Source organism: Paenibacillus sp. J31R122, assembly GCF_056269185.1.
The window spans coordinates 224,089-242,907 of the sequence record NZ_JBWDNM010000007.1; the positions used below are offsets into that span (position 1 = coordinate 224,089).

The 18,819-nt window shown below is 43.8% G+C and carries 23 protein-coding genes; 22 read left to right on the forward strand and 1 reads right to left on the reverse strand.

Annotated elements, in window-relative coordinates:
* The first annotated feature begins 10 nt into the window (after positions 1 to 10).
* From AC0YN7_RS13955 to AC0YN7_RS14000, 10 genes are all read left to right on the forward strand, one after another.
* On the forward strand, positions 11 to 616 hold the full coding sequence (locus tag AC0YN7_RS13955; protein WP_475810613.1) for a histidine phosphatase family protein: 606 nt from the start codon (positions 11 to 13) through the stop codon (positions 614 to 616).
* Positions 617 to 851: 235 nt separating this feature from the next.
* Positions 852 to 2,027, forward strand: a complete 1,176-nt coding sequence (locus AC0YN7_RS13960) for a hypothetical protein (RefSeq protein WP_475810614.1) — start codon at positions 852 to 854, stop codon at positions 2,025 to 2,027.
* A 100-nt stretch (positions 2,028 to 2,127) separates the two neighbouring features.
* Entirely contained in the window at positions 2,128 to 2,610 is a 483-nt protein-coding gene (locus AC0YN7_RS13965; RefSeq protein ID WP_475810712.1) for a gamma carbonic anhydrase family protein, read from the forward strand.
* 22 nt (positions 2,611 to 2,632) lie between these two features.
* The gene (locus tag AC0YN7_RS13970) at positions 2,633 to 2,815 is read left to right on the forward strand and encodes an IDEAL domain-containing protein (RefSeq protein ID WP_475810615.1); all 183 of its coding nucleotides are present in this window, start codon (positions 2,633 to 2,635) and stop codon (positions 2,813 to 2,815) included.
* A 185-nt stretch (positions 2,816 to 3,000) separates the two neighbouring features.
* Complete coding sequence (locus tag AC0YN7_RS13975; protein WP_475810616.1) at positions 3,001 to 3,423, forward strand: DUF2487 family protein; 423 nt, start codon at positions 3,001 to 3,003, stop codon at positions 3,421 to 3,423.
* Positions 3,424 to 3,664: 241 nt separating this feature from the next.
* Entirely contained in the window at positions 3,665 to 4,198 is a 534-nt protein-coding gene (locus tag AC0YN7_RS13980) for a Rieske (2Fe-2S) protein (protein WP_475810617.1), read from the forward strand.
* Positions 4,199 to 4,214: 16 nt separating this feature from the next.
* Complete coding sequence (qcrB, locus tag AC0YN7_RS13985; protein ID WP_475810618.1) at positions 4,215 to 4,886, forward strand: menaquinol-cytochrome c reductase cytochrome b subunit; 672 nt, start codon at positions 4,215 to 4,217, stop codon at positions 4,884 to 4,886.
* An 18-nt stretch (positions 4,887 to 4,904) separates the two neighbouring features.
* The gene (locus AC0YN7_RS13990; protein WP_475810619.1) at positions 4,905 to 5,777 is read left to right on the forward strand and encodes a c-type cytochrome; all 873 of its coding nucleotides are present in this window, start codon (positions 4,905 to 4,907) and stop codon (positions 5,775 to 5,777) included.
* A 587-nt stretch (positions 5,778 to 6,364) separates the two neighbouring features.
* On the forward strand, positions 6,365 to 6,994 hold the full coding sequence (locus AC0YN7_RS13995) for a DUF1405 domain-containing protein (RefSeq protein WP_475810620.1): 630 nt from the start codon (positions 6,365 to 6,367) through the stop codon (positions 6,992 to 6,994).
* Positions 6,995 to 7,036: 42 nt separating this feature from the next.
* Entirely contained in the window at positions 7,037 to 7,906 is an 870-nt protein-coding gene (locus AC0YN7_RS14000) for a sporulation protein YpjB (protein ID WP_475810621.1), read from the forward strand.
* A gap of 1 nt (position 7,907) precedes the next feature.
* Here the strand turns inward: AC0YN7_RS14000 and AC0YN7_RS14005 are convergent, their stop codons facing one another.
* The gene (locus tag AC0YN7_RS14005; protein WP_475810622.1) at positions 7,908 to 8,771 is read right to left on the reverse strand and encodes a YitT family protein; all 864 of its coding nucleotides are present in this window, start codon (positions 8,769 to 8,771) and stop codon (positions 7,908 to 7,910) included.
* Between the two features lie 182 nt (positions 8,772 to 8,953).
* Between AC0YN7_RS14005 and AC0YN7_RS14010 the strand changes: the two genes are divergently transcribed.
* The 12 genes from AC0YN7_RS14010 to AC0YN7_RS14065 all read left to right on the forward strand — a co-directional run bounded on the left by AC0YN7_RS14010 (position 8,954) and on the right by AC0YN7_RS14065 (position 18,815).
* Positions 8,954 to 9,289 carry a nucleotide pyrophosphohydrolase gene (locus AC0YN7_RS14010; protein WP_475810623.1) on the forward strand — a complete coding sequence of 112 codons (336 nt, stop codon included), beginning with the start codon at positions 8,954 to 8,956 and terminating at the stop codon, positions 9,287 to 9,289.
* A gap of 54 nt (positions 9,290 to 9,343) precedes the next feature.
* On the forward strand, positions 9,344 to 9,889 hold the full coding sequence (locus AC0YN7_RS14015; protein WP_475810624.1) for a tetratricopeptide repeat protein: 546 nt from the start codon (positions 9,344 to 9,346) through the stop codon (positions 9,887 to 9,889).
* A 5-nt stretch (positions 9,890 to 9,894) separates the two neighbouring features.
* A complete protein-coding gene (gene dapB, locus AC0YN7_RS14020; protein ID WP_475810625.1) occupies positions 9,895 to 10,701 on the forward strand; it encodes a 4-hydroxy-tetrahydrodipicolinate reductase in 807 nt (268 codons plus the stop codon).
* A 30-nt stretch (positions 10,702 to 10,731) separates the two neighbouring features.
* Positions 10,732 to 11,154 (forward strand): methylglyoxal synthase, encoded by a 423-nt coding sequence (locus tag AC0YN7_RS14025; protein WP_475810626.1) that lies wholly within the window; start codon positions 10,732 to 10,734, stop codon positions 11,152 to 11,154.
* Positions 11,151 to 11,849: a bacillithiol biosynthesis deacetylase BshB1 gene (gene bshB1, locus AC0YN7_RS14030; protein WP_475810627.1), complete on the forward strand. Its 699-nt coding sequence runs from the start codon at positions 11,151 to 11,153 to the stop codon at positions 11,847 to 11,849. The genes AC0YN7_RS14025 and bshB1 overlap by 4 nt, the downstream gene beginning before the upstream one ends.
* A 191-nt stretch (positions 11,850 to 12,040) precedes the next feature.
* On the forward strand, positions 12,041 to 13,204 hold the full coding sequence (bshA, locus tag AC0YN7_RS14035; protein ID WP_475810628.1) for an N-acetyl-alpha-D-glucosaminyl L-malate synthase BshA: 1,164 nt from the start codon (positions 12,041 to 12,043) through the stop codon (positions 13,202 to 13,204).
* 32 nt (positions 13,205 to 13,236) lie between these two features.
* Complete coding sequence (locus AC0YN7_RS14040) at positions 13,237 to 14,553, forward strand: CCA tRNA nucleotidyltransferase (protein WP_475810629.1); 1,317 nt, start codon at positions 13,237 to 13,239, stop codon at positions 14,551 to 14,553.
* Between the two features lie 2 nt (positions 14,554 to 14,555).
* Entirely contained in the window at positions 14,556 to 15,542 is a 987-nt protein-coding gene (locus AC0YN7_RS14045; RefSeq protein WP_475810630.1) for a biotin--[acetyl-CoA-carboxylase] ligase, read from the forward strand.
* A 240-nt stretch (positions 15,543 to 15,782) separates the two neighbouring features.
* A complete protein-coding gene (gene panB / locus AC0YN7_RS14050) occupies positions 15,783 to 16,709 on the forward strand; it encodes a 3-methyl-2-oxobutanoate hydroxymethyltransferase (RefSeq protein ID WP_475810631.1) in 927 nt (308 codons plus the stop codon).
* Positions 16,706 to 17,656, forward strand: a complete 951-nt coding sequence (gene panC, locus AC0YN7_RS14055) for a pantoate--beta-alanine ligase (protein WP_475810632.1) — start codon at positions 16,706 to 16,708, stop codon at positions 17,654 to 17,656. The genes panB and panC overlap by 4 nt, the downstream gene beginning before the upstream one ends.
* Positions 17,583 to 17,966 carry an aspartate 1-decarboxylase gene (gene panD / locus AC0YN7_RS14060; protein WP_475810633.1) on the forward strand — a complete coding sequence of 128 codons (384 nt, stop codon included), beginning with the start codon at positions 17,583 to 17,585 and terminating at the stop codon, positions 17,964 to 17,966. Before panC ends, panD begins: the two co-directional genes overlap by 74 nt.
* 120 nt (positions 17,967 to 18,086) lie before the next feature.
* On the forward strand, positions 18,087 to 18,815 hold the full coding sequence (locus AC0YN7_RS14065; RefSeq protein WP_475810634.1) for a tetratricopeptide repeat protein: 729 nt from the start codon (positions 18,087 to 18,089) through the stop codon (positions 18,813 to 18,815).
* The last annotated feature ends 4 nt before the right edge of the window (positions 18,816 to 18,819 follow it).

An 18,819-nucleotide genomic window follows, 5' to 3' on the forward strand; every position in this document is an offset into this window, starting at 1 on the left:
TGTTTTTAGTATGAAAGGAGAAGATGCTGCTTTGTTAATTGGTTTAGTGCGTCATGGAAATACGGATTGGAATGCTAAGGGAAAAATTCAAGGACAAACGGATATACCACTGAATGCAGTTGGTGTTAGTCAAGCTACCGCATTAGCTGAACGACTGAGCAGTGAGGATAAAGTTTGGGATGCTGTAGTAGCTAGTGATCTCAAACGAGCCTACGGAACGGCCCAGCTTATAGCAGAGAGGCTTCAAATTCCTCTGTTAGAAGGCGACAAGCGACTTAGGGAGCTTTACTTCGGCGAGGTGGAGGGGACGACTGAGAAGGAACGTCGCGAACGCTGGGGTGACGACTGGCGATCAACAGCTGAAGGAATAGAGCCGCAAGCAGATGTGATTGCACGAGGCTTGAGCGCAATTAATGAGTGGAGTAGTGAGCAGCCTGATCGAAATTTGTTAGTTGTTTCACATGGCGGTTTTCTTGCTGCGCTGCTGTCAGAGCTATGTTCGGAGCTAGAGGACCAGCATCTCTCGAACGTATCTTACTCCATAGTTGAGCTTAGTGAGGGCAAGTGGCATCCGAAATTGCATAATTGTACGATTCATTTAAATAACAAAGCGTAAACAGCTGCATCTGACTTCTGCTGCTTTATATTTAAATAAATGTTTATGAGAGACCTGCTCCATTATTATGCGGAGGGTCTCTTTTTTATTTTTTTATATGATTGTTGCTGTTGGCTGTTATAAAAAAAAGAAAATTTCCCATAATGGTAGTAACTAACGCTTATTTATTGCACAGCATACTTACGTAGCTGGACCCCTGGATCTATTCTTCGGGCTATGCAGAAAGGAGAGAGTTATGAATTTATCGGATATGCTAGGTTACGCGGATATACAACAGCTTAGCAGAATTGCAGACGTTTATAGATGTGAGTGCAATGGGCATTCCAAAAACGATTTGATTCAATCCATTCTCTCAACCGTAAGTCGAAATGATGTTTTTGAAGCACAAATAAGCAGTATGCAGCTGGAGGATTTACGTTTTCTAAACTCCCTATTGTTCGAATCACGCGACTCTTTCAGTCTGGAGGATTTAATTGCAAGGGTGCAGCAAAGCAGATTTGGTAATGAGATTGTGAAAGTAGAGACGGAAACGCCTAAAAAAAAGAAGAAGTCAAAGAAACAAACAGAAGATGAAAATAAATTGCTTAGTCCGAGAGAAATGATTGTTAAGTTTAAACATCAGGGCTGGCTGTTTAACGGCTTTAGCGGTGCGAATCGGTATTTGTTCCAGGTGCCGAATGACTTGAAAGCACGTTTCCGCGATACGCTCGCAAGAAGATTTGCCGCAGAGCTCCAATATACAGATGAGCCGCCTATTTATCGTGACGAACAGCTGCTGCTTCAGGAAGATATAACGAATATGCTGCGATATGTGTATCAAAATGAAGTACAACTGACGGCAGACGGTTCTATGTATAAACGATTTATGCTGCAAATGCTGGAGCAATTCGGTGTGCAAGAGGTGCTGCCATCGAAAGGGGAATGGCGCTTTGGATATGGCCGACATTTCAATCATTACCCGAACCGCTTCTCATTCATCTACGATTATTGTTATTACGCGAAGTATATTAGCGAGAATCATGCGATGCTGACGGTTACTGCGGCAGGCGAAGAACGAATGGTTAAGCGGCCAGCCGGCGAGACGGAGGAAATTTATCGGTTTTGGTTAAGGCTGTACAAAGGACCGGTTACTCATTTGCTGTCGCTTGTGCATTGGATGAGCGCTTTATCAGAACAATGGGTTACGGTTGAGTCGCTTAGAGCCGTGCTCGTGCCGTTCATTAAGCCTTATTATTACGATGATGCCAACACGCTATTGGAGCAGAGAATTATAACTATGATGGTTCATCTAGGGTTATTGCGATTAGGAGAGCACCCGCTTTATGGCGCTGTCGTACGTATGACGAAGGCAGGCAAGGTAATCGTAGCAGGCTTAAGCTTGGAAGGTAATACCCCAATCAGCTTGCGTTGACATTCGACAATTGTATTGGTAAAATTTCTCCACTCAAGCAAGCAGTGAGAAGGACGGAGAAAGGAGTGGATGAGAGTTGTTATTACCATACAAAGGAATTATGCCGTCTGTACACTCGGAAGTATATATTGCGCAAGGCGCTAAAATAATAGGCGATGTGTCGATTGCGAGGCAAAGCACCGTTTGGTTTAATTCTGTATTGCGCGGAGACTTAGCACCTATTCAAATCGGACATAGCTGTAATATTCAGGATGGCGTCATCGGCCATTTGAATACGAATCAGCCTTTAATTTTAGAAGAAGAAGTATCCGTAGGCCATGGAGCTATCATTCATGGTTGCATGGTAGGCAGAGGCACATTAATTGGAATGGGGGCAATCGTACTTAACGGCGCAGAGGTTGGTGAATATGCTTTAATAGGAGCCGGTTCGATTGTTACTGAGAACAAAAAAATACCACCCTATACTCTATCTATCGGTTCACCCGCCAAAGTCGTAAGAGAATTAACAGATGACGATCTACAGCGAATGAGAAAGACGATGGAGAGCTATGTGACGAAAGGTATAGAATATAGGATCTCTTAACGCCGGTATGGAGGTGTATCCTATGGACAATATGAAAGTAACGTATGAAGCGATGCTCGGTTTGGCCGCAGAATTAGTGCTAGATGACGCGGTTCTCAAGTTTCAAACTAAGCAAATTTACACAGCAATAGATAAAGCGCTGGCCGCAGGTGATGAGGATACGTTTTACCGACTTGCGAAACAGTTAAATGATTTAAAAAAATAAATGGGTTGGATAGGTTTATCTGAAGCCATAAATCAAGGAGCTTCCTTAATCGGTGAGGGCAAATAGTGCCCAATCCAAGTTCGGGGAGGCTTTTTTTTGCGCGAATGTAATTGGCAATTGAACGAAATGGATGTAACATAGTGTAAAATGATATGGTTTTTCAGCTTAAGGAGTGGGATATTGGGATGAAGTTTAGCGAAATATCAGAAGAGCAATGGGAGGAGCTTAGTCCGTATTTGGATACATGCTTGCTGCCGGTAACAGGAATGACTGGGCACGAGCAACCGCATGAGGCTACAAAATGCTTAGAGCAATTAAGAGATATGATGGATTTAATAGAAATACCATTCAAGGGAAGAGTCGTTACTTATCCTGCTTGTCATTACATATCGGAGAGCATTCTCTTCGAAGAGGTATTAAACGAATGGTGCACAGCGATTAAAAAATCGGGCTTCCGCTATCTTATCGTTATTACTGCTAATAATAAGCTTCAACTAGCAAGTCCAGCCATCGATTTAACTTTTCTACCTAATGAGGAAGGTTCGCTACCTCTTCAATCAGATCTATCCAATGCGATTCGTGAAATGTGGAGTGGGCAAGTTACATGATTTTGCCCCTAATGTCGTATAATATGATTAGTTTTTGGGAAAAACAAATGCCAGACAAGGTCAAATGTGACAAAATAATAACAAATTATAGAACGGTATTTTGATATGTGAGCAAATGTACAGCCATATTCTTGACGCTCATAAGCACCTAGGCTATTATAAGTTATGTCCTAGTTCGTCATGTGTTTTTGCCGTGCGGCAAGACGCGAGATATGGTTGGCAAAGGGGGTTAGAACAGAAGATGAGTAACCATGAACAACACGAGACCGCGCATCGACCGGTTCAGCGCAAGGAAATGTCCCGGCGTCAATTTTTGTCATATACGCTTGGTGGCACGACTGCATTTATGATGGGTGGCGCGGTATTGCCTATGGTTCGCTTTGCAGTGGATCCGCTCCTCGTTAAGAAGGGCGAAGGCGTTTATGTAAAAGTTGTGGAAGAAAGCAAGATTACGAACGAACCGCAAGAATTTAAGTTTAAAATTCATCAAAAAGATGGATGGTACGTAAGTGATCCAGAGCTTGCGGCTTGGATCTCCAAGGATGCAAACGGAAATATTTTTGCGCTTTCACCGATATGTAAGCATTTGGGCTGTACGATCGGTTGGAACACGAAAGGCAAGAATGAGTATGATTGTCCTTGCCATGATGCACGCTACACGAAAGACGGGAAGAACCTTGCGGTTTCCCCGGCCCCATTGGATGAGTATGAAGTAAAGCGTGAAAACGGATTCGTATACTTGGGTCCGGTAATGCCGAATACAAGAACGAAATAAGGAGGGCGTATTGCAGATGTTTAAAAGTGTTTACAACTGGATCGACGAACGTCTTGACATTACGCCGCTGTGGAGAGATGTTGCGGATCATGAAGTACCCGAGCACGTAAACCCCGCGCATCACTTTTCCGCTTTCGTGTATTGTTTCGGCGGCTTGACGTTTTTCATAACGGTTATTCAAATTTTATCCGGTATGTTCTTAACGATGTACTATGTACCGGACATTATTAACGCTTATGCGAGCGTAGACTACTTGCAGCACGAAGTTGCTTTCGGACAAATCGTTCGAGGAATGCACCACTTTGGGGCAAGCTTAGTTATCGTTATGATGTTTTTACATACCCTACGAGTATTCTTTACCGGTTCTTACAAAGCGCCGCGTGAAATGAACTGGGTAGTCGGAATGCTGATTTTCTTCATCATGTTAGGCCTTGGTTTCACTGGCTACTTGCTCCCTTGGGATAATAAAGCTTACTACGCAACTAAAGTTGGTGTCCAAATTGCTGAATCAGTACCGGTACTCGGACCCTATATCGCTTCATTCCTATACGGTGGCGATATCGTAGGAGCGCAAACGCTCACTCGTTTCTTTGCGATCCACGTGTTCTTCTTGCCTGGCGCTTTGATCGCGATGTTGGCAGCGCACTTTATCATGATTCGGAAACAAGGTATTTCGGGACCACTTTAAGCGAAGGGAGGGCTACTTATGGCGCATGGTCATAATTCGAACGAGAAGGTTGTCTACGTTGGCGACTCTCGTGTTAAGAAAAACAACCATCCGAACATTCCGCCGGATTATACGTCATTTCCGGGTAAATCGGAAGCGTTTATTCCAAACTTCCTTCTAAAGGAATGGATGGTCGGTTGCGTTGTACTAGTTGGTTTTCTAGTTTGGGTTATTGCAGAGCCAGCACCGCTTGGTTATCCTGCTGATCCAACAAATGCGGCATTTATTCCTATGCCGGACTGGTACTTCTTGTTTTTGTATCAATTTTTGAAATATCCATACGTATCGCAAGATTACATTTTACTTGGTACACTCGGTATTCCGGGAGTTTTGTTCGGAGGACTGATGCTTGCTCCATTCCTTGATACAGGTAAGGAACGTCGTTTCTACCGTCGTCCAATTGCATCTTCATTGATGATTCTAACTTTGGTTGCTTGTGTATACTTGACAGTAGTGTCATGGGATCACTATCAGCACCAATTGGAAATCAACGGACAAATTCCAGAGCATCATGAGCGTGAAGAGAAAGCTCGTGCTGCTGCTGAAGCGGGTAAGGAACGTCCAAAACCTGAGCAACCTGGTAAAGCTGCAGCGTCACTTGTTGATCCTAATGATCCAGCAATGGATATCGCTAAGCAAGTAGGTTGCGTTAGCTGTCATGCTAATGATTTGAAAGGGCAAGCGAGCTTTCCTAGTTTAGTCGGTGTTGGTGATCGCCTTACTAAGGAAGAGATCGCAGACGTGATTACAAATGGTCGCGGGAACATGCCACCTCAGGGATCTAACCTAAAACCGGATCAAATTGATCAACTGGCAACATGGTTGTCCAAACAAAAAGCTGCGACTGAATAAGTCGTCGAAATGATAAAAAACCTGATCGTATTATGCGGTCAGGTTTTTTTTGAAAATGTAGGGGAGTATATGTTTCACGCTATACTCTAGACCCAACCTAAAAATAAGCGTTTGACAGAAAGTGTGATCAGCCTAATCTACTCTGCACAATTGTACTTTAATGTACTTACTATTCTTTTGTGTAGTCGTATTTGACTGTATTTCATACAATCAACCCCACTTCAAAAACGTTATATTGGTCTCAGATTGTATTTCATACAAGCTAATCGCCTGTTACGCAGATAAAGAGATTCAAACTACTTATTTGATTGTATCGTTTCCATTTAAACACAATGAAACATGAAAGTATAAGCTGTTTGAATGTACAATATCCATTGTAATCGCCTATCTATCCTTTTACATGCGTTGAAAAAGAATGATGGTAACAGATGCCCTGCACCGTCTGCATAGGGTTTTATGTCATCAAGCACTAATTTTGAAATTGAGCGATACTCTTTCCTCTATTTTACCGCGAGACGAGCTTATATCGCCTGAGGACAGTGCCAGCTGTTTTAGCTTGATCATTACTAAAGGAGAAGTGATTCCTAATGCTCGCCGTTTTTTGGAGCCGCGCTTTTTTATTAAACCGTTCATTTTTGTGGCTGCTTTTTCTTGTGAATTTAGCAGGTACGATTTATGGGTACATATGGTATGAGCATCAACTCATAGAGACTTTAAATACGCAACCCCTATGGCAAGTTATTTTTGTGCCGGATTCACCTACAGCAAGCTTGTTTTTTACGTTAGCGCTGCTATATTTGCTATTTCCCCCACAAAAGCCTTCACGTTTTATGTCCTTAGGTAGAAGCCTTATTGAAGCGTTAGCAGTTGTATGCTCAGTTAAATATGGAATTTGGGCTGTATCGATGATCGTTGCAGGCGGATGGCAAGGCGCTGAATGGCAATGGGAACATTATATGCTTATCGCATCGCATCTTGGCATGGCATTCGAAGCTCTTTTGTACTTCCGATTTATGAAAGCAGGTATTGCTTCGCTGGCAGTTGCGACTGGTTGGTTATTGCTAAATGATACGATTGACTATAAGTATTTGATTTTTCCGTACCTAGCAGATGAGCTGTATGATGATTTGTCTGCAGTACGCGCTTTTACGTTTGGGTTATCCATTTGCAGCTTTGCCGCAGCAATGTTAGTCTGGATGTTTAGAAAGAAGGAATAACATTGGACATCCCCTCATAGAGTGGTCTATGGGGGGATGTCCATGAAGGTACGTTTTATATTTCCATTCGTCATATGTATCGTCATGTTGATCGGTTCTGCCGGTTCAGTATGGGGAGGTTCGGCAGTTGCAGGGGGCTATAATTCCGCAATATTGGGAAGCAAGTATAAACAGCTTTTGTATCTGGATGAAACGGCAAACGCATTGTACGAATCAGCCTATACGAATAATAGGCAGGCCGGATACATCCATGTACAACAACTGCTGCGATTAGTGGAAGGTGATTTGAAATACAGGGCAGGAAAAATAGAGGGATGGAGAGCGATAGAACAGGACGCGTTGGAGATCGAGCAAGCGTTGACAAATAGGACTACAAGTTCAAGCTGGTTAATGCAAGCTGCTCGGGTACGTCTTGCTACAGACGCGCTGATTCGTTCAGAGCATGCGCTATGGCTGCAATATGAGAGTGTGATGCTTGATGACTTATCACGTGTAGAGCGGTCTTGGAAGCGTCAGGCCGGTAATGGTGCGGCAGCCGCATTGGCGACAATGAATGCGTTAAATGAGCATGCTCAGCGAATCGAGCCGGCAATAGCGCTTATCTATGGGTCTTCTCATGAAGCTGAAGTAATGGAACGGATTCGTTATACAAATCAGCTGCTCGACCCATTACAAGCAAATGGGGTAAATAGTGATTTGGTCGATAAATCTCTTATCGCTCTTAAAGCTGCGATCATTCGATTGTTTGATGAGAGCGGTCGAGCGGAAGTAATGCCGGTCATATCACCTGTAACAGCAGCTAATCCACTTAGCTGGTCATTATTTTTAGGAGCCATTATTTCGGCTGTCTTGGCTTTCTCGGGCTGGCGCAAATATAAGCGAGAGCCTTATGGAGTGAAGCCTCTTCTTTAATCTATTCCTCCTTGAAGCCTTCTCCAAGTACGTCATGCACTTCATTAATTACGATGAATGCACGGGGGTCGACATTGCGAACGATCGTTTTTAATCGGTGAATTTCTTGCCGTTGGACGACGCAATAGACGACCTCTTTTTGTTGTCCGGAGAAAGCGCCCTTGGCTGGTATAAGTGTGACTCCTCGGTCCAGCTCTAATGTAACTCTCTTAGCGATTTCACCTCCGTGCTCGGAAATAATGGAGAAGGATTTGGCCGTGTACGCGCCGTCTTGGATGAAGTCAATTAGCTTAGATGCAACGAAGACTGTAACAAGCGTATATAGGATTTTGTCTATTGGAATATAAATGAAGGATAAACCAATAATAATAACGTCGAAAGCAAGAATAATCTGTCCCATGCTCATTCCCTTCCAACGGGTTATAATGCGAGCGACAATGTCTATTCCTCCCGTTGTGCCTCCAAACCGAAAAACAAGACCAAGCCCTGTACCTAGTGAAACGCCCGCGTATAACGCGACTAACATATAATCATTAGAGCTTTGAAATGGAATTAACCACTCATGGCTTATAAGCTGCTCCAATATTGCAAGAAAACCGGATAACGATACAATTCCAATTAGTGTATACAGCATTTGTCCTCCGCCAAGAACTTTCCAGCCCAATATAAATAAGGGGATATTCAATACTAGAGTAGAAATAGACAAAGGCCATCCAGCAGCGTAATTAAGCAATACAGCTATACCAGTAACTCCGCCTTCCATTAATTGATTGGGCAGCACAAAATAATGTAGTCCAAACGCGTAGATAGCTGTTCCAATTAATATGGGAATTAGAATGCGTATTTGTTGAATAATCCTTGTCATTTGGACACCACTCCTTATCGTTTATTTACAAATCCATCATCAAATGAATATTGAGGCTGCAATGAATGCAATTGTTCAGTAGTAGTATGTCATAAATACAGCATTCGAAAAACATTGATTTTAAATGGGAGTTTACGTTAACATAGGAATGTATAGCTACCTGTCGGAAAGGATTTGTATCGATGTCGCAAAAAACGTTATCGGATATTCAACGAGAAGTGGATGATTATATTTCTCAATTTAAAGAAGGCTACTTCAGCCCGCTTGCTCTAATGGCGAGAATGTCTGAGGAAGTTGGAGAGCTGGCAAGGGAAGTCAACCATTTTTATGGTGAAAAGCCTAAGAAGGCTGACGAAGCGGAAAATTCCGTAGAGATGGAGCTTGGTGATATTTTATTTATTCTTTCTTGCTTTGCCAATTCACTTAATATTGATCTTACGGAAGCGCATAATAAGGTCATGCATAAATTTACAACTCGTGATGCCAATCGGTGGACAAAGAAAATGACCGAACTGTAAACAAGCACCCTACATATGCTGTACCATCAACCTGTGTACAAGGAGGATGGGCGGATGAACGGGGAGAGCTATATGAAGAAGGCCTACGAATTCATCTTTAACAGCGATTTTGAGCAAGCGATATACTGGTTCGAGCAAGCTATTGCTGCGGAGCCCGAAAATGCGTCTTATTATCATATATGTGCGGTGTCTTGCGCACGAAGCGGTAAGTGGACAAAAGCAAAAAGCTATGCGGATGAAGCGATGAGACTGGATCCGGAACAAATGGAATACAAGTATCATCTGCAAACCATTGATGCTTGGCTGCTGCTTGCGGAAGCTGATTTGCTGTTATCGAAATCACCGCCAAGGCTGGAGGAGGCTGCAGAACGATTGCAGCAAGCGACAGTGCTTGATCCGCTGAGCTTTCAAGCCTTTTATACGCTTGCTTTAGTGTATGCTACTCTTGATCGGTTAGATGAAGCTGTCATTAACGCGAGGGAAGCAGTCCGACTTGATCCAGCTCATTCGGCGGCTCGCACTCTCTTCGCCGATGTCAATAGAAAGCGCCGCGTGCTGAACAATCGATTAACGGAACGAAAACGAAAAAGGAATAGGTGATCAACATGACGGAACAAAAAATAAGGGTGGCAGTAACAGGCGCAGGCGGAAGAATGGGACGCGAGGTCGTGAAAATGGTGCTGGAGGATGAAGCGCTGCAGCTTGTGGCTGCGGTAGTTCCTTCAGCCGGCCCAATCGATGCCGGCCTGCTTGCCGGTAAAGCAAATACAGGTGTAATCGTGAGTGCTACGCTTGATGAAGCTCTAAGTCATTCGGCAGCGGATGTATTGGTTGATTTCACAGTTCCGCAAGCGGCTTATAGCAATACGAAAGCGTCAATTATGCATGGTGTACGCCCGGTAATCGGTACAACCGGATTTACTCCTGAACAGATTGAGGAGCTGGACGAGCTTTGCATGCAGCAAGGGATTGGAGGGCTAATCGCTCCTAACTTTTCAATTGGCGCTATTCTAATGATGAAGTTTGCTGCAGAGGCTTCCAAATATTTGCCGCATGTCGAGATTATTGAATACCATGGCGACCAGAAGCTTGATGCGCCATCAGGAACTTCAATTAAGACTGCGGAGCTTATTTCTCAGGCTCGTCAGGAGCTTCGCCAAGGCAATCCAAAAGAGGAAGAAACAATAGAAGGCGCTCGCGGAGCTTATTATAATGGATTCCGTATACATAGCGTTCGACTTCCAGGTGTTTTTGCCCAGCAAGAGGTTGTATTTGGCGGTTACGGGCAATCGCTTAAAATTCGTCATGACTCTTATGATCGCGCGGGTTATATGCCAGGCGTTAACGTTGCAGTGAAAAAGGTTATGACTTATAGCGGCTTAATTTACGGCTTCGAACATATTATGGATTAGTTTTTCTAAGCAGCTGAGGAGGATAACATAATGTTGAACATCGCATTTATAGCTCATGATCGGAAGAAAGATGAAATGGTTAATTTTGTTATAGCATACGAGAAAGTATTTACGCCTCATCATTTATTTTCCACAGGTACAACGGGCTCTCGCATAATGGAGCAGACTAGCTTGTCCATCCATCGTTACATGTCGGGTCCGCTCGGAGGCGACCAACAGATCGGTGCGATGGTAGCTCAAAATGAAATGGACCTCATTATCTTCCTGCGCGATCCATTAATGGCGCAGCCGCATGAGCCGGATATCTCTGCGTTGCTGAGACTTTGCGACGTACAAGGGATACCTGTAGCGACGAATGTAGCATCTGCCGAGCTGCTTGTAAAATCTTTGGAGCGCGGTGATTTCGCTTGGCGCGAGCTTGTTCATAAATATAAACCAGGTATAGAAGAATGAGTGAATCCCTCGATATTCTCATATTTGGTGCACATGCCGATGATGCGGAAATCGGAATGGGAGGTACGATTGCCAAACATGTACAAGCTGGATATCGTGTAGGTGTCTGTGATCTAACAGAAGCTGAAATGTCCTCGAACGGCACGGTGGAGCTGCGAAAACAGGAAGCTGAACACGCGTCGAAAATATTAGGTTTAAGTGCTCGCACCAATCTTGCGCTTCCAGATCGAGGTTTAGAACCTACAAGTAAACAAATCGAACGAATTGTAGCGGAAATTCGACGCTGCAAGCCGCGCGTTGTATTTGCTCCTTATTGGGTCGACAGGCATCCAGATCATGTTCAGTGCAGCAGGCTTATAGAAGAAGCTGTATTTAACGCGAAATTACGTCGTTACATGCCTGAGCTGCCAGCAGTTCAAGTGGAGCAGCTTATTTATTATTATATTAACGATATGGAACAAGTATCTCTCGTTGTCAATGTTAGCGATTATTATAACAGCAAGAGAGACGCTCTAATGGCATACCGTTCTCAATTCGATTCTACAGTTGCTGGAGCAGATCGCGTAGAAACACCGTTAACGAATCGTTATGTAGAGCGTGTTGAAGCGCGTGACGGTCTGCTTGGACAAGCTCACGGCTATGCGTATGCCGAAGGTTTTGCTTTGAAGCGTCCGCTCCCTGTAAATTTATTTTAACAACATACAATAGGAGGCAGTCGTTGACAACGACCGCCTTTCAATTTTTAATAGTAAGAAAGTATAAGACGCAGCTTACTCCGTTTATCGAATATTTAATATTTCAATTGTTTATTAAAAGTTTTGGCAAAATGTACAGCTCTTGTCGAATACAATAGATATACGTGGCTAACACAGGAGGTGTGTCAACAATGGCGAGAAAATTGAAGATCGGGATAACCTGTTATCCTACATTAGGTGGATCGGGCGTCGTTGCTACTGAGCTGGGAAAATTACTGGCCGAACGAGGCCATGAAATTCATTTTATTACACACAGTATTCCATTCCGATTAGGTCATTTTCACAAAAACATATTTTTTCATGAAGTGGAAGTAAATGATTATTATGTGTTCCGCTTTCCGCCGTACGATTTATCACTAGCAAGCAAAATGGCGCAGGTTGCAAAAATGCAGCAGCTTGATCTGCTCCACGTCCATTACGCGGTGCCTCATGCGGTTTGTGCTTATCTGGCTAAGCAGATGGTCGGAGACGGTCTTAAGACGATTACAACATTGCACGGAACTGATATTACTGTGCTTGCACAGGATGAATCGTTAAAGGATCTTATTCGCTTAGCTATTCATCAAAGTGACGCGGTGACTGCTGTCTCTCAAGATTTGATAAATGAAACGAGACAACTTCTCGACATTATGACTCCAATCGATTTGACCTATAATTTTGTAGACAAGCGTGTATATTACCCGCGTGAATCAGCTTCCTTAAGAGCTGATTATGCGAAGCCGGAAGAGAAGATTTTGATGCATATCTCAAATTTTCGTCCGGTTAAGCGGGTAGGTGACGTTATAGATATTTTTCACCGTGTGTCCAAAGAAGTGCCTTCCAAGCTGCTGCTCGTAGGAGAAGGGCCGGAGCTTTCCAAAATTCAATATAAAATACGCCAGCTGGGCTTAGAAGAGCGAGTACATTTTTTAGGGAAGCAAGAGGATGTCGCACAAATTATTTCACTAGCTGACTTACTTCTGCTGCCTTCTGAGAAGGAAAGCTTCGGACTCGTTGCCCTAGAAGCAATGGCATGCGGAGTGCCGACAATCGGGTCCAATGCCGGAGGTATTCCTGAGTTAATTACACATGGCGAGACGGGATACTTATCGCCTATTGGAGATGTTGAGGGCATGGCTGGCAATGCATTACGCCTTCTAAAAGATCCCCAGCTGCATGAGCAATTTATAAAAGCATGTATTTTTAGGGCCAGAAATGAATTTTGCAATGATGTGATTACAACGCAATATGAACAAATTTATTATCGCACGCTTGGCATTCAGGCAGATCTGCCGATAGCGGTATGTTCTGAATAACAGGTATCGGTGCTTCGGAGGACGGTGTACATATGCGGCTTTCGTTGCCGGAAGCGTTAGTAACTGCTTTGCCTATCGTTCAACGTTTGCGTGAACATCAATTTGAAGCGGTATTTGTTGGAGGTGCGGTGCGTGACACCGTTCTAGGCTTATCTATCAAGGATGTAGACATCGCCACCTCTGCTCGTCCAAAGCAAGTTCTGGAGCTGTTTGAACGATGTATTCCTACTGGTCTACAGCACGGGACAATTACGGTGCTTCAAAATAACATAACCTATGAGGTAACGACTTTCAGGGAAGAGTCGGATTATGAAGGTTTCCGCAAGCCAGAAAGTGTGCAGTATATAACCAATTTAGACGGTGATTTGCTGCGACGAGATTTTACTATCAATGCAATGGCGCTTTCGGATTCAGGAGAATTGCATGATCCATATAACGGTTTGCTTGATATCCAAAAACGAAAAATAAGATGTGTTGGAGATGCCGACGCGAGGTTTCAAGAGGATGCTCTACGTATGCTGCGGGCTGTGCGGTTTATTGCTGTTTATGGTTTCGAACCTGCTCATGAAACCTGGCGAGCTTTGCTTCGCCATCGATCACTTATGAAGTACATAGCATTGGAACGTGTGCATGCGGAGCTGGATAAAATGCTGACGGGAAGCTCGCCGCAGAGAGCGCTGCGTTATGTCTCTGCAAGCGGTCTGCTCTTGTGTTTGAAGGAGCCGTTGCCAACTGAAGTGGATAATTTGCTTCGTAGATTTGATTCGCATGATCCGCATGATCCACAAACTCAACATGATAATTGGAATATGCTTTTTTCCAGACTGCATCTATTAAATGACATCGACCTTCGATGGGCAGCGATTGGAATTGTTGCTAGCCTATCATTGGAAAATGCTCAACATATGCTGCGGTTATTGCGCTTTTCTAACCTTCGATTTAAATCGATAACGTCAATAATAGCAATTCAAAAGGAAATGTTAATTGCGGTCGAACAGTTGGACGAGGAGCAGCTTCGAAAAAGCTGGACAGCAATAATTATCCGTTATGGCAAACGTTCGGCAGCCGAATGGCTAGAGGTAGCAAGCGTTATTACAACATCAAATGAGAATATCCAACAATCCGTAATAATGCGACTTGAGAGCTGGATGACATCACTTTCTATTACGACACTTAAGCACCTTGATGTGAACGGTAAACAGCTTGCGCTGCATTTGGAGCGTCCAGCAGGGCCTTGGGTTAGCGAGCTGCTTAATAGACTGCTGCTTTCTGTCGCTGTAGGTGAAATACAGAACGAACAAATGAATCTGCTGAAACAAGCAGTACTATGGGATAAAGAGGTTATTTGATAATGAATTATGAACCATTGCTGCAATTGTTCAAGCTTCATCCAGGCGAATACGTTTCAGGCGAGAAGATGAGTCAAGAGCTGAATGTAAGCAGAACGGCAATTTGGAAGAAAATTCGCAAGCTCGAGGCGGAAGGATATCAATTTGAGGCATCAAGACGACTCGGTTATCGACTGCTAAGTGTTCCGGACAAGCTGAACGCAGAGCAATTAAACGGTTTACTTCAATCTAAAATTTTTGGCAAAGAGCTCGTATTATATGATTCTGTGGATACTACACAAAATATTGCTCGTAACGCGGCGGAAGCCGGAGCTGCAGAAGGGACGCTAATTATTGCGGAGCAGCAGGTGAGTGGACGAGGCCGTATGGGGCGTGGTTGGATTTCTCCGCGCGGCAAAGGCATATGGATGAGCATGGTGCTTAGACCTACAGTTCCGATACATTTTGCGCCGCAGCTTACTTTACTTACTGCTGTTGCCCTATGTCGAAGTTTGAGAAGAATGACGGGTTTGTCTGTAGGCATTAAATGGCCTAATGATTTGCTGATTGACGGGAAAAAGATTAGCGGCATTTTACTTGAGTCAGCTGCAGAGGATGAACGACTGCGTTATGTAATCGCTGGAATTGGCATAAGCGTTAATTTGGATGAGAATGATTACACGGAGGAGCTACTTCAGAAAGCAACTTCTCTTCGCATTGCTGGCGGCGGTCAAAAGCTGAATCGGCATGAAGTGATAGCTGATTTTCTTCAAGAGTGGGAGCAGCTCTATTTTTTATATGAAGAGCAGGGCTTCAGCCCGATTATTACACTATGGGAAGCCTTATCGGTATCGCTTGGCAAGCCGGCGCGCCTCAATACGCCTCAAGGAGAAATAATTGGTGTTCCGATAGGTCTGGATGAAAGTGGCGCGATACGACTAGAGCTTGCAGACGGAACGATTAAGTCGATATTTTCTGCGGAGATGGGTGAACCAATCCAAGAGTCTTGATCCGTTTACGGATCGACATAAATTTGTTAAAATAGTTGTGACAGGCGGTATTCCAATTCCAAGGAAGCTGCACTGCTGCAATACATGATTACACTAATGATTGGAAATGCACACTCTGCTCTGAGCCGTAGGGACCGAGACAGAAGGAAGCACAGCAAGCAATCGTTTCCTTTTCAGTTTGGGGACCTTCTTAGCAACGGCTAAAAGGTTTTTTTGTGTTTATCCTAATATGGAATGGAGATGAAGCTGGTGAGGAAACGACTGACGATTACGAATATGAAAAAAATGAAGCAGGAACGCAATGCGATTTCCGTATTAACAGCTTATGATTATCCATCTGCGAAGCTTGCAGAAGAGGCTGGAATTGACGTTATTCTTGTCGGAGACTCGTTAGGGAATGTCGTGCTTGGTTATGATACGACCATTCCTGTAACAATCGACGATATTATTTATCATACAAGAGCAGTGGCTAGAGGGGCTAATCAAACATTCATAGTCGCTGATATGCCGTTTATGACTTATGGTATAGGACGGGAGTCTACACTTCGCAATGCGGCCAAGATAATGCAGGAAGGCGGAGCTCATGCTGTGAAGCTTGAGGGCGGTGTTGATATAGCAGCTGACGTAGCAGCGCTCGTCAAAGCGGGAATTCCCGTGATGGGACATATCGGACTTATTCCACAATCGGTGCATCAACTCGGTGGTTATAAGGTTCAAGGCAAGCTGGACAAGGAAGCTGAGCAGCTAATCAAAGATGCGAAAGCTTTAGAAGAAGCGGGAGCGTTCAGCATAGTGCTGGAATTGGTAACCGAACCACTTGCTAGAGCAATAAGCGAAGCCATATCTGTACCGACTATTGGTATTGGGGCTGGCCGAGGTTGTGATGGGCAGGTTCTAGTTTATCACGATATTCTTCAGTATGCTTCCCCGTATTTTGAGAAAAAAATGGTGAAGACGTATGCCGACATTGGATCTACGATTAGAAATGCGATTCATTCTTATGTGGATGATGTAAAAACAGGCGCTTTTCCAGCTGAAGAGCATGTATTCGGTGCTCAATCCGAATCGGTTACTACTCTTTATGGCGGCAAAGAACAAGCTCAGCTTGAAGCTAATAAGGAGCAAGAGAATAGCAAGCATTCAGATAAGGGGGTTCAGCTAAAGTGATTATTTGCCGCACGAAAGCAGAACTGAAGTTGAATCTAACTGAGCTTCGTCGTAATGGTCAGCGAGTCGGATTTGTACCGACTATGGGATATTTGCACGAAGGGCATGCAAGCTTGCTCCGAAAATCGAAAGCGGAAGATGATGTGACTATACTTAGTATTTTTGTCAATCCGCTTCAATTTGGACCGAATGAGGATTTAGATCGTTATCCTCGCAATGAAGAACGCGATTTAGCTATTGCAGAGGAATGCAAAGTTGATCTTGTATTTATCCCTTCTGTAGAGGAAATGTATCCAGAAAAGCCTTTGACATCTGTTATCGTGAATCAAATTACAAATAAGCTGTGCGGAGCGTCTCGTCCAGGACATTTTGACGGTGTTGGTATTGTAGTTAGCAAGCTGTTCCATCTCGTTCAGCCGGATCGCGCTTATTTTGGAATGAAGGATGCTCAGCAAATTGCTGTTATCCAGCAGATGGTGAATGATCTGAATTTTCCGATCGAAATTGTTCCTTGTCCCATCATTCGCGAGCCTGATGGTCTGGCGTTAAGCTCTAGAAACGTATTTTTAAGCGCTGAGCAGCGGCAACAAGCCGTTGTACTGTCGAAGTCGCTGCATATGACGGGTGAATGGATGAACGATTCTGAGATGACTGTAGAGCTGCTGATTGCTAATGTGAAGCAGAAAATCTCAGAAGCAAGCATTGCTTTTATCGATTATGTGGAGCTCCTCCATTATCCAAGGCTGGATGCTCCAGAGCCAACAGCGTTGTTGAAATCGGTTAAGAAGCCATTGCTTCTCGCTTTGGCTGTCAAATTTGGAGCTACACGATTAATTGATAACTGTTTATTGAATTCTATGGAGGTGGAAGAGCATGTTCAGAACGATGATGAAGTCGAAGCTGCACCGGGCAACCGTAACAGAAGCGAACTTGAATTATGTAGGTAGTATTACAATAGATGAAGATTTGATGGACGCGGCTAACATATGGGAAAATGAAAAGGTGCAAATCGTTAATAATAATAATGGCGCGCGCTTTGAAACGTATGTTATTACCGGCAAACGCGGGTCAGGCGTTATCTGTCTAAATGGTGCGGCTGCAAGGCAAGTACAGCCTGGCGATCAAGTCATTATTATTTCCTACGCGATGATGACGGAGACAGAAGCAAGGGAGCATAAGCCGCTCATTACTATTTTGGATGAGAAAAATCAACCGCTGCAGATGCTGACGGAAGAACTTCACGCAACCATTTTGTAGAATAAGATATCATCATCATTCTCTGAGTTATGTAACAGCTGGAATGCTGAATGAAAAGCTGCTTTAAAACAAAAAATGAACATAACACTCCTTAATTCTTTGGCGAAGGCGGGATGCGGTATGTTCCAGCATATGTTTACGTCCATGAACGAAATGCTTGATCAAATCATCAAGCAGTATGAAGGCGCAAGCGAGCAAGAAAAACAACAATTCATCAAACAAATGAACGAGCTCAAAAAGGTAAGTGATGATTTTGTCGAGCAATGGCTGAAGTTTGAGGATAAGTTTACCGACTTCAAGGAGCAGCAGATCGATATGGAGTCCAGTATTGCTGCTTCATTAGAGACGGTGTCTGAAACAACTGAAGGTAAAGCTGACAAAGCTTTGCTGCCAGTTTCTGCTGTTGCGACTTGCAATGCAGCTGATCTTGAAATACCAAATGAAGTGGCTTCCATTATTTCCAAAGGTCAAGGCTATTATAAGTTATTTATGTTTTCAGAAGCTGCTTCACATTTTCAAGCTGCAATCGCTCAATCGCCGGAATGTAATTTAGCGAGACTTTTCTTAGGAATGACGCATATGCATTTGCAAAATTGGAATGAAGCACAGCGCCATTTTCAGCTGCTCATCGTGTTAACGGACTTTCCTAAATGGCTTGCAATGGGATATAATGCGCTAGGGTGCATTCAAGCGGTGCATATGAACTTGGCACAGGCGGAGCAATTATTCATGAAGGCTCATAACACTTGTCCAAGCTTTACCGGGCCACTTAATAATTTGAAGTCATGTCAAGAAACACCCAAGCAATTATCGTTATATTTCGGGAGCACGGAGTTGTGCTGTTTGTGAGAGG

Excerpts from the sequence above, each read along its gene's own strand:
- AC0YN7_RS13955 (WP_475810613.1), top strand. The coding sequence starts at position 11 with ATGAAAGGAGAAGATGCTGCTTTGTTAATTGGTTTAGTGCGTCATGGA.
- AC0YN7_RS13990 (WP_475810619.1), top strand. The coding sequence starts at position 4,905 with ATGGCGCATGGTCATAATTCGAACGAGAAGGTTGTCTACGTTGGCGAC.
- AC0YN7_RS13960 (WP_475810614.1), top strand. The coding sequence starts at position 852 with ATGAATTTATCGGATATGCTAGGTTACGCGGATATACAACAGCTTAGC.
- AC0YN7_RS14025 (WP_475810626.1), top strand. The coding sequence starts at position 10,732 with ATGTTGAACATCGCATTTATAGCTCATGATCGGAAGAAAGATGAAATG.
- panD (WP_475810633.1), top strand. The coding sequence starts at position 17,583 with ATGTTCAGAACGATGATGAAGTCGAAGCTGCACCGGGCAACCGTAACA.
- bshA (WP_475810628.1), top strand. The coding sequence starts at position 12,041 with ATGGCGAGAAAATTGAAGATCGGGATAACCTGTTATCCTACATTAGGT.
- AC0YN7_RS14065 (WP_475810634.1), top strand. The coding sequence starts at position 18,087 with ATGTTCCAGCATATGTTTACGTCCATGAACGAAATGCTTGATCAAATC.
- AC0YN7_RS13965 (WP_475810712.1), top strand. The coding sequence starts at position 2,128 with ATGCCGTCTGTACACTCGGAAGTATATATTGCGCAAGGCGCTAAAATA.
- bshB1 (WP_475810627.1), top strand. The coding sequence starts at position 11,151 with ATGAGTGAATCCCTCGATATTCTCATATTTGGTGCACATGCCGATGAT.
- AC0YN7_RS14005 (WP_475810622.1), bottom strand. The coding sequence starts at position 8,771 with ATGACAAGGATTATTCAACAAATACGCATTCTAATTCCCATATTAATT.
- AC0YN7_RS13995 (WP_475810620.1), top strand. The coding sequence starts at position 6,365 with ATGCTCGCCGTTTTTTGGAGCCGCGCTTTTTTATTAAACCGTTCATTT.
- AC0YN7_RS14045 (WP_475810630.1), top strand. The coding sequence starts at position 14,556 with ATGAATTATGAACCATTGCTGCAATTGTTCAAGCTTCATCCAGGCGAA.
- AC0YN7_RS14015 (WP_475810624.1), top strand. The coding sequence starts at position 9,344 with ATGAACGGGGAGAGCTATATGAAGAAGGCCTACGAATTCATCTTTAAC.
- AC0YN7_RS13980 (WP_475810617.1), top strand. The coding sequence starts at position 3,665 with ATGAGTAACCATGAACAACACGAGACCGCGCATCGACCGGTTCAGCGC.
- qcrB (WP_475810618.1), top strand. The coding sequence starts at position 4,215 with ATGTTTAAAAGTGTTTACAACTGGATCGACGAACGTCTTGACATTACG.
- panB (WP_475810631.1), top strand. The coding sequence starts at position 15,783 with ATGAAGCTGGTGAGGAAACGACTGACGATTACGAATATGAAAAAAATG.
- dapB (WP_475810625.1), top strand. The coding sequence starts at position 9,895 with ATGACGGAACAAAAAATAAGGGTGGCAGTAACAGGCGCAGGCGGAAGA.
- AC0YN7_RS14000 (WP_475810621.1), top strand. The coding sequence starts at position 7,037 with ATGAAGGTACGTTTTATATTTCCATTCGTCATATGTATCGTCATGTTG.
- AC0YN7_RS13975 (WP_475810616.1), top strand. The coding sequence starts at position 3,001 with ATGAAGTTTAGCGAAATATCAGAAGAGCAATGGGAGGAGCTTAGTCCG.
- AC0YN7_RS14040 (WP_475810629.1), top strand. The coding sequence starts at position 13,237 with ATGCGGCTTTCGTTGCCGGAAGCGTTAGTAACTGCTTTGCCTATCGTT.
- AC0YN7_RS13970 (WP_475810615.1), top strand. The coding sequence starts at position 2,633 with ATGGACAATATGAAAGTAACGTATGAAGCGATGCTCGGTTTGGCCGCA.
- AC0YN7_RS14010 (WP_475810623.1), top strand. The coding sequence starts at position 8,954 with ATGTCGCAAAAAACGTTATCGGATATTCAACGAGAAGTGGATGATTAT.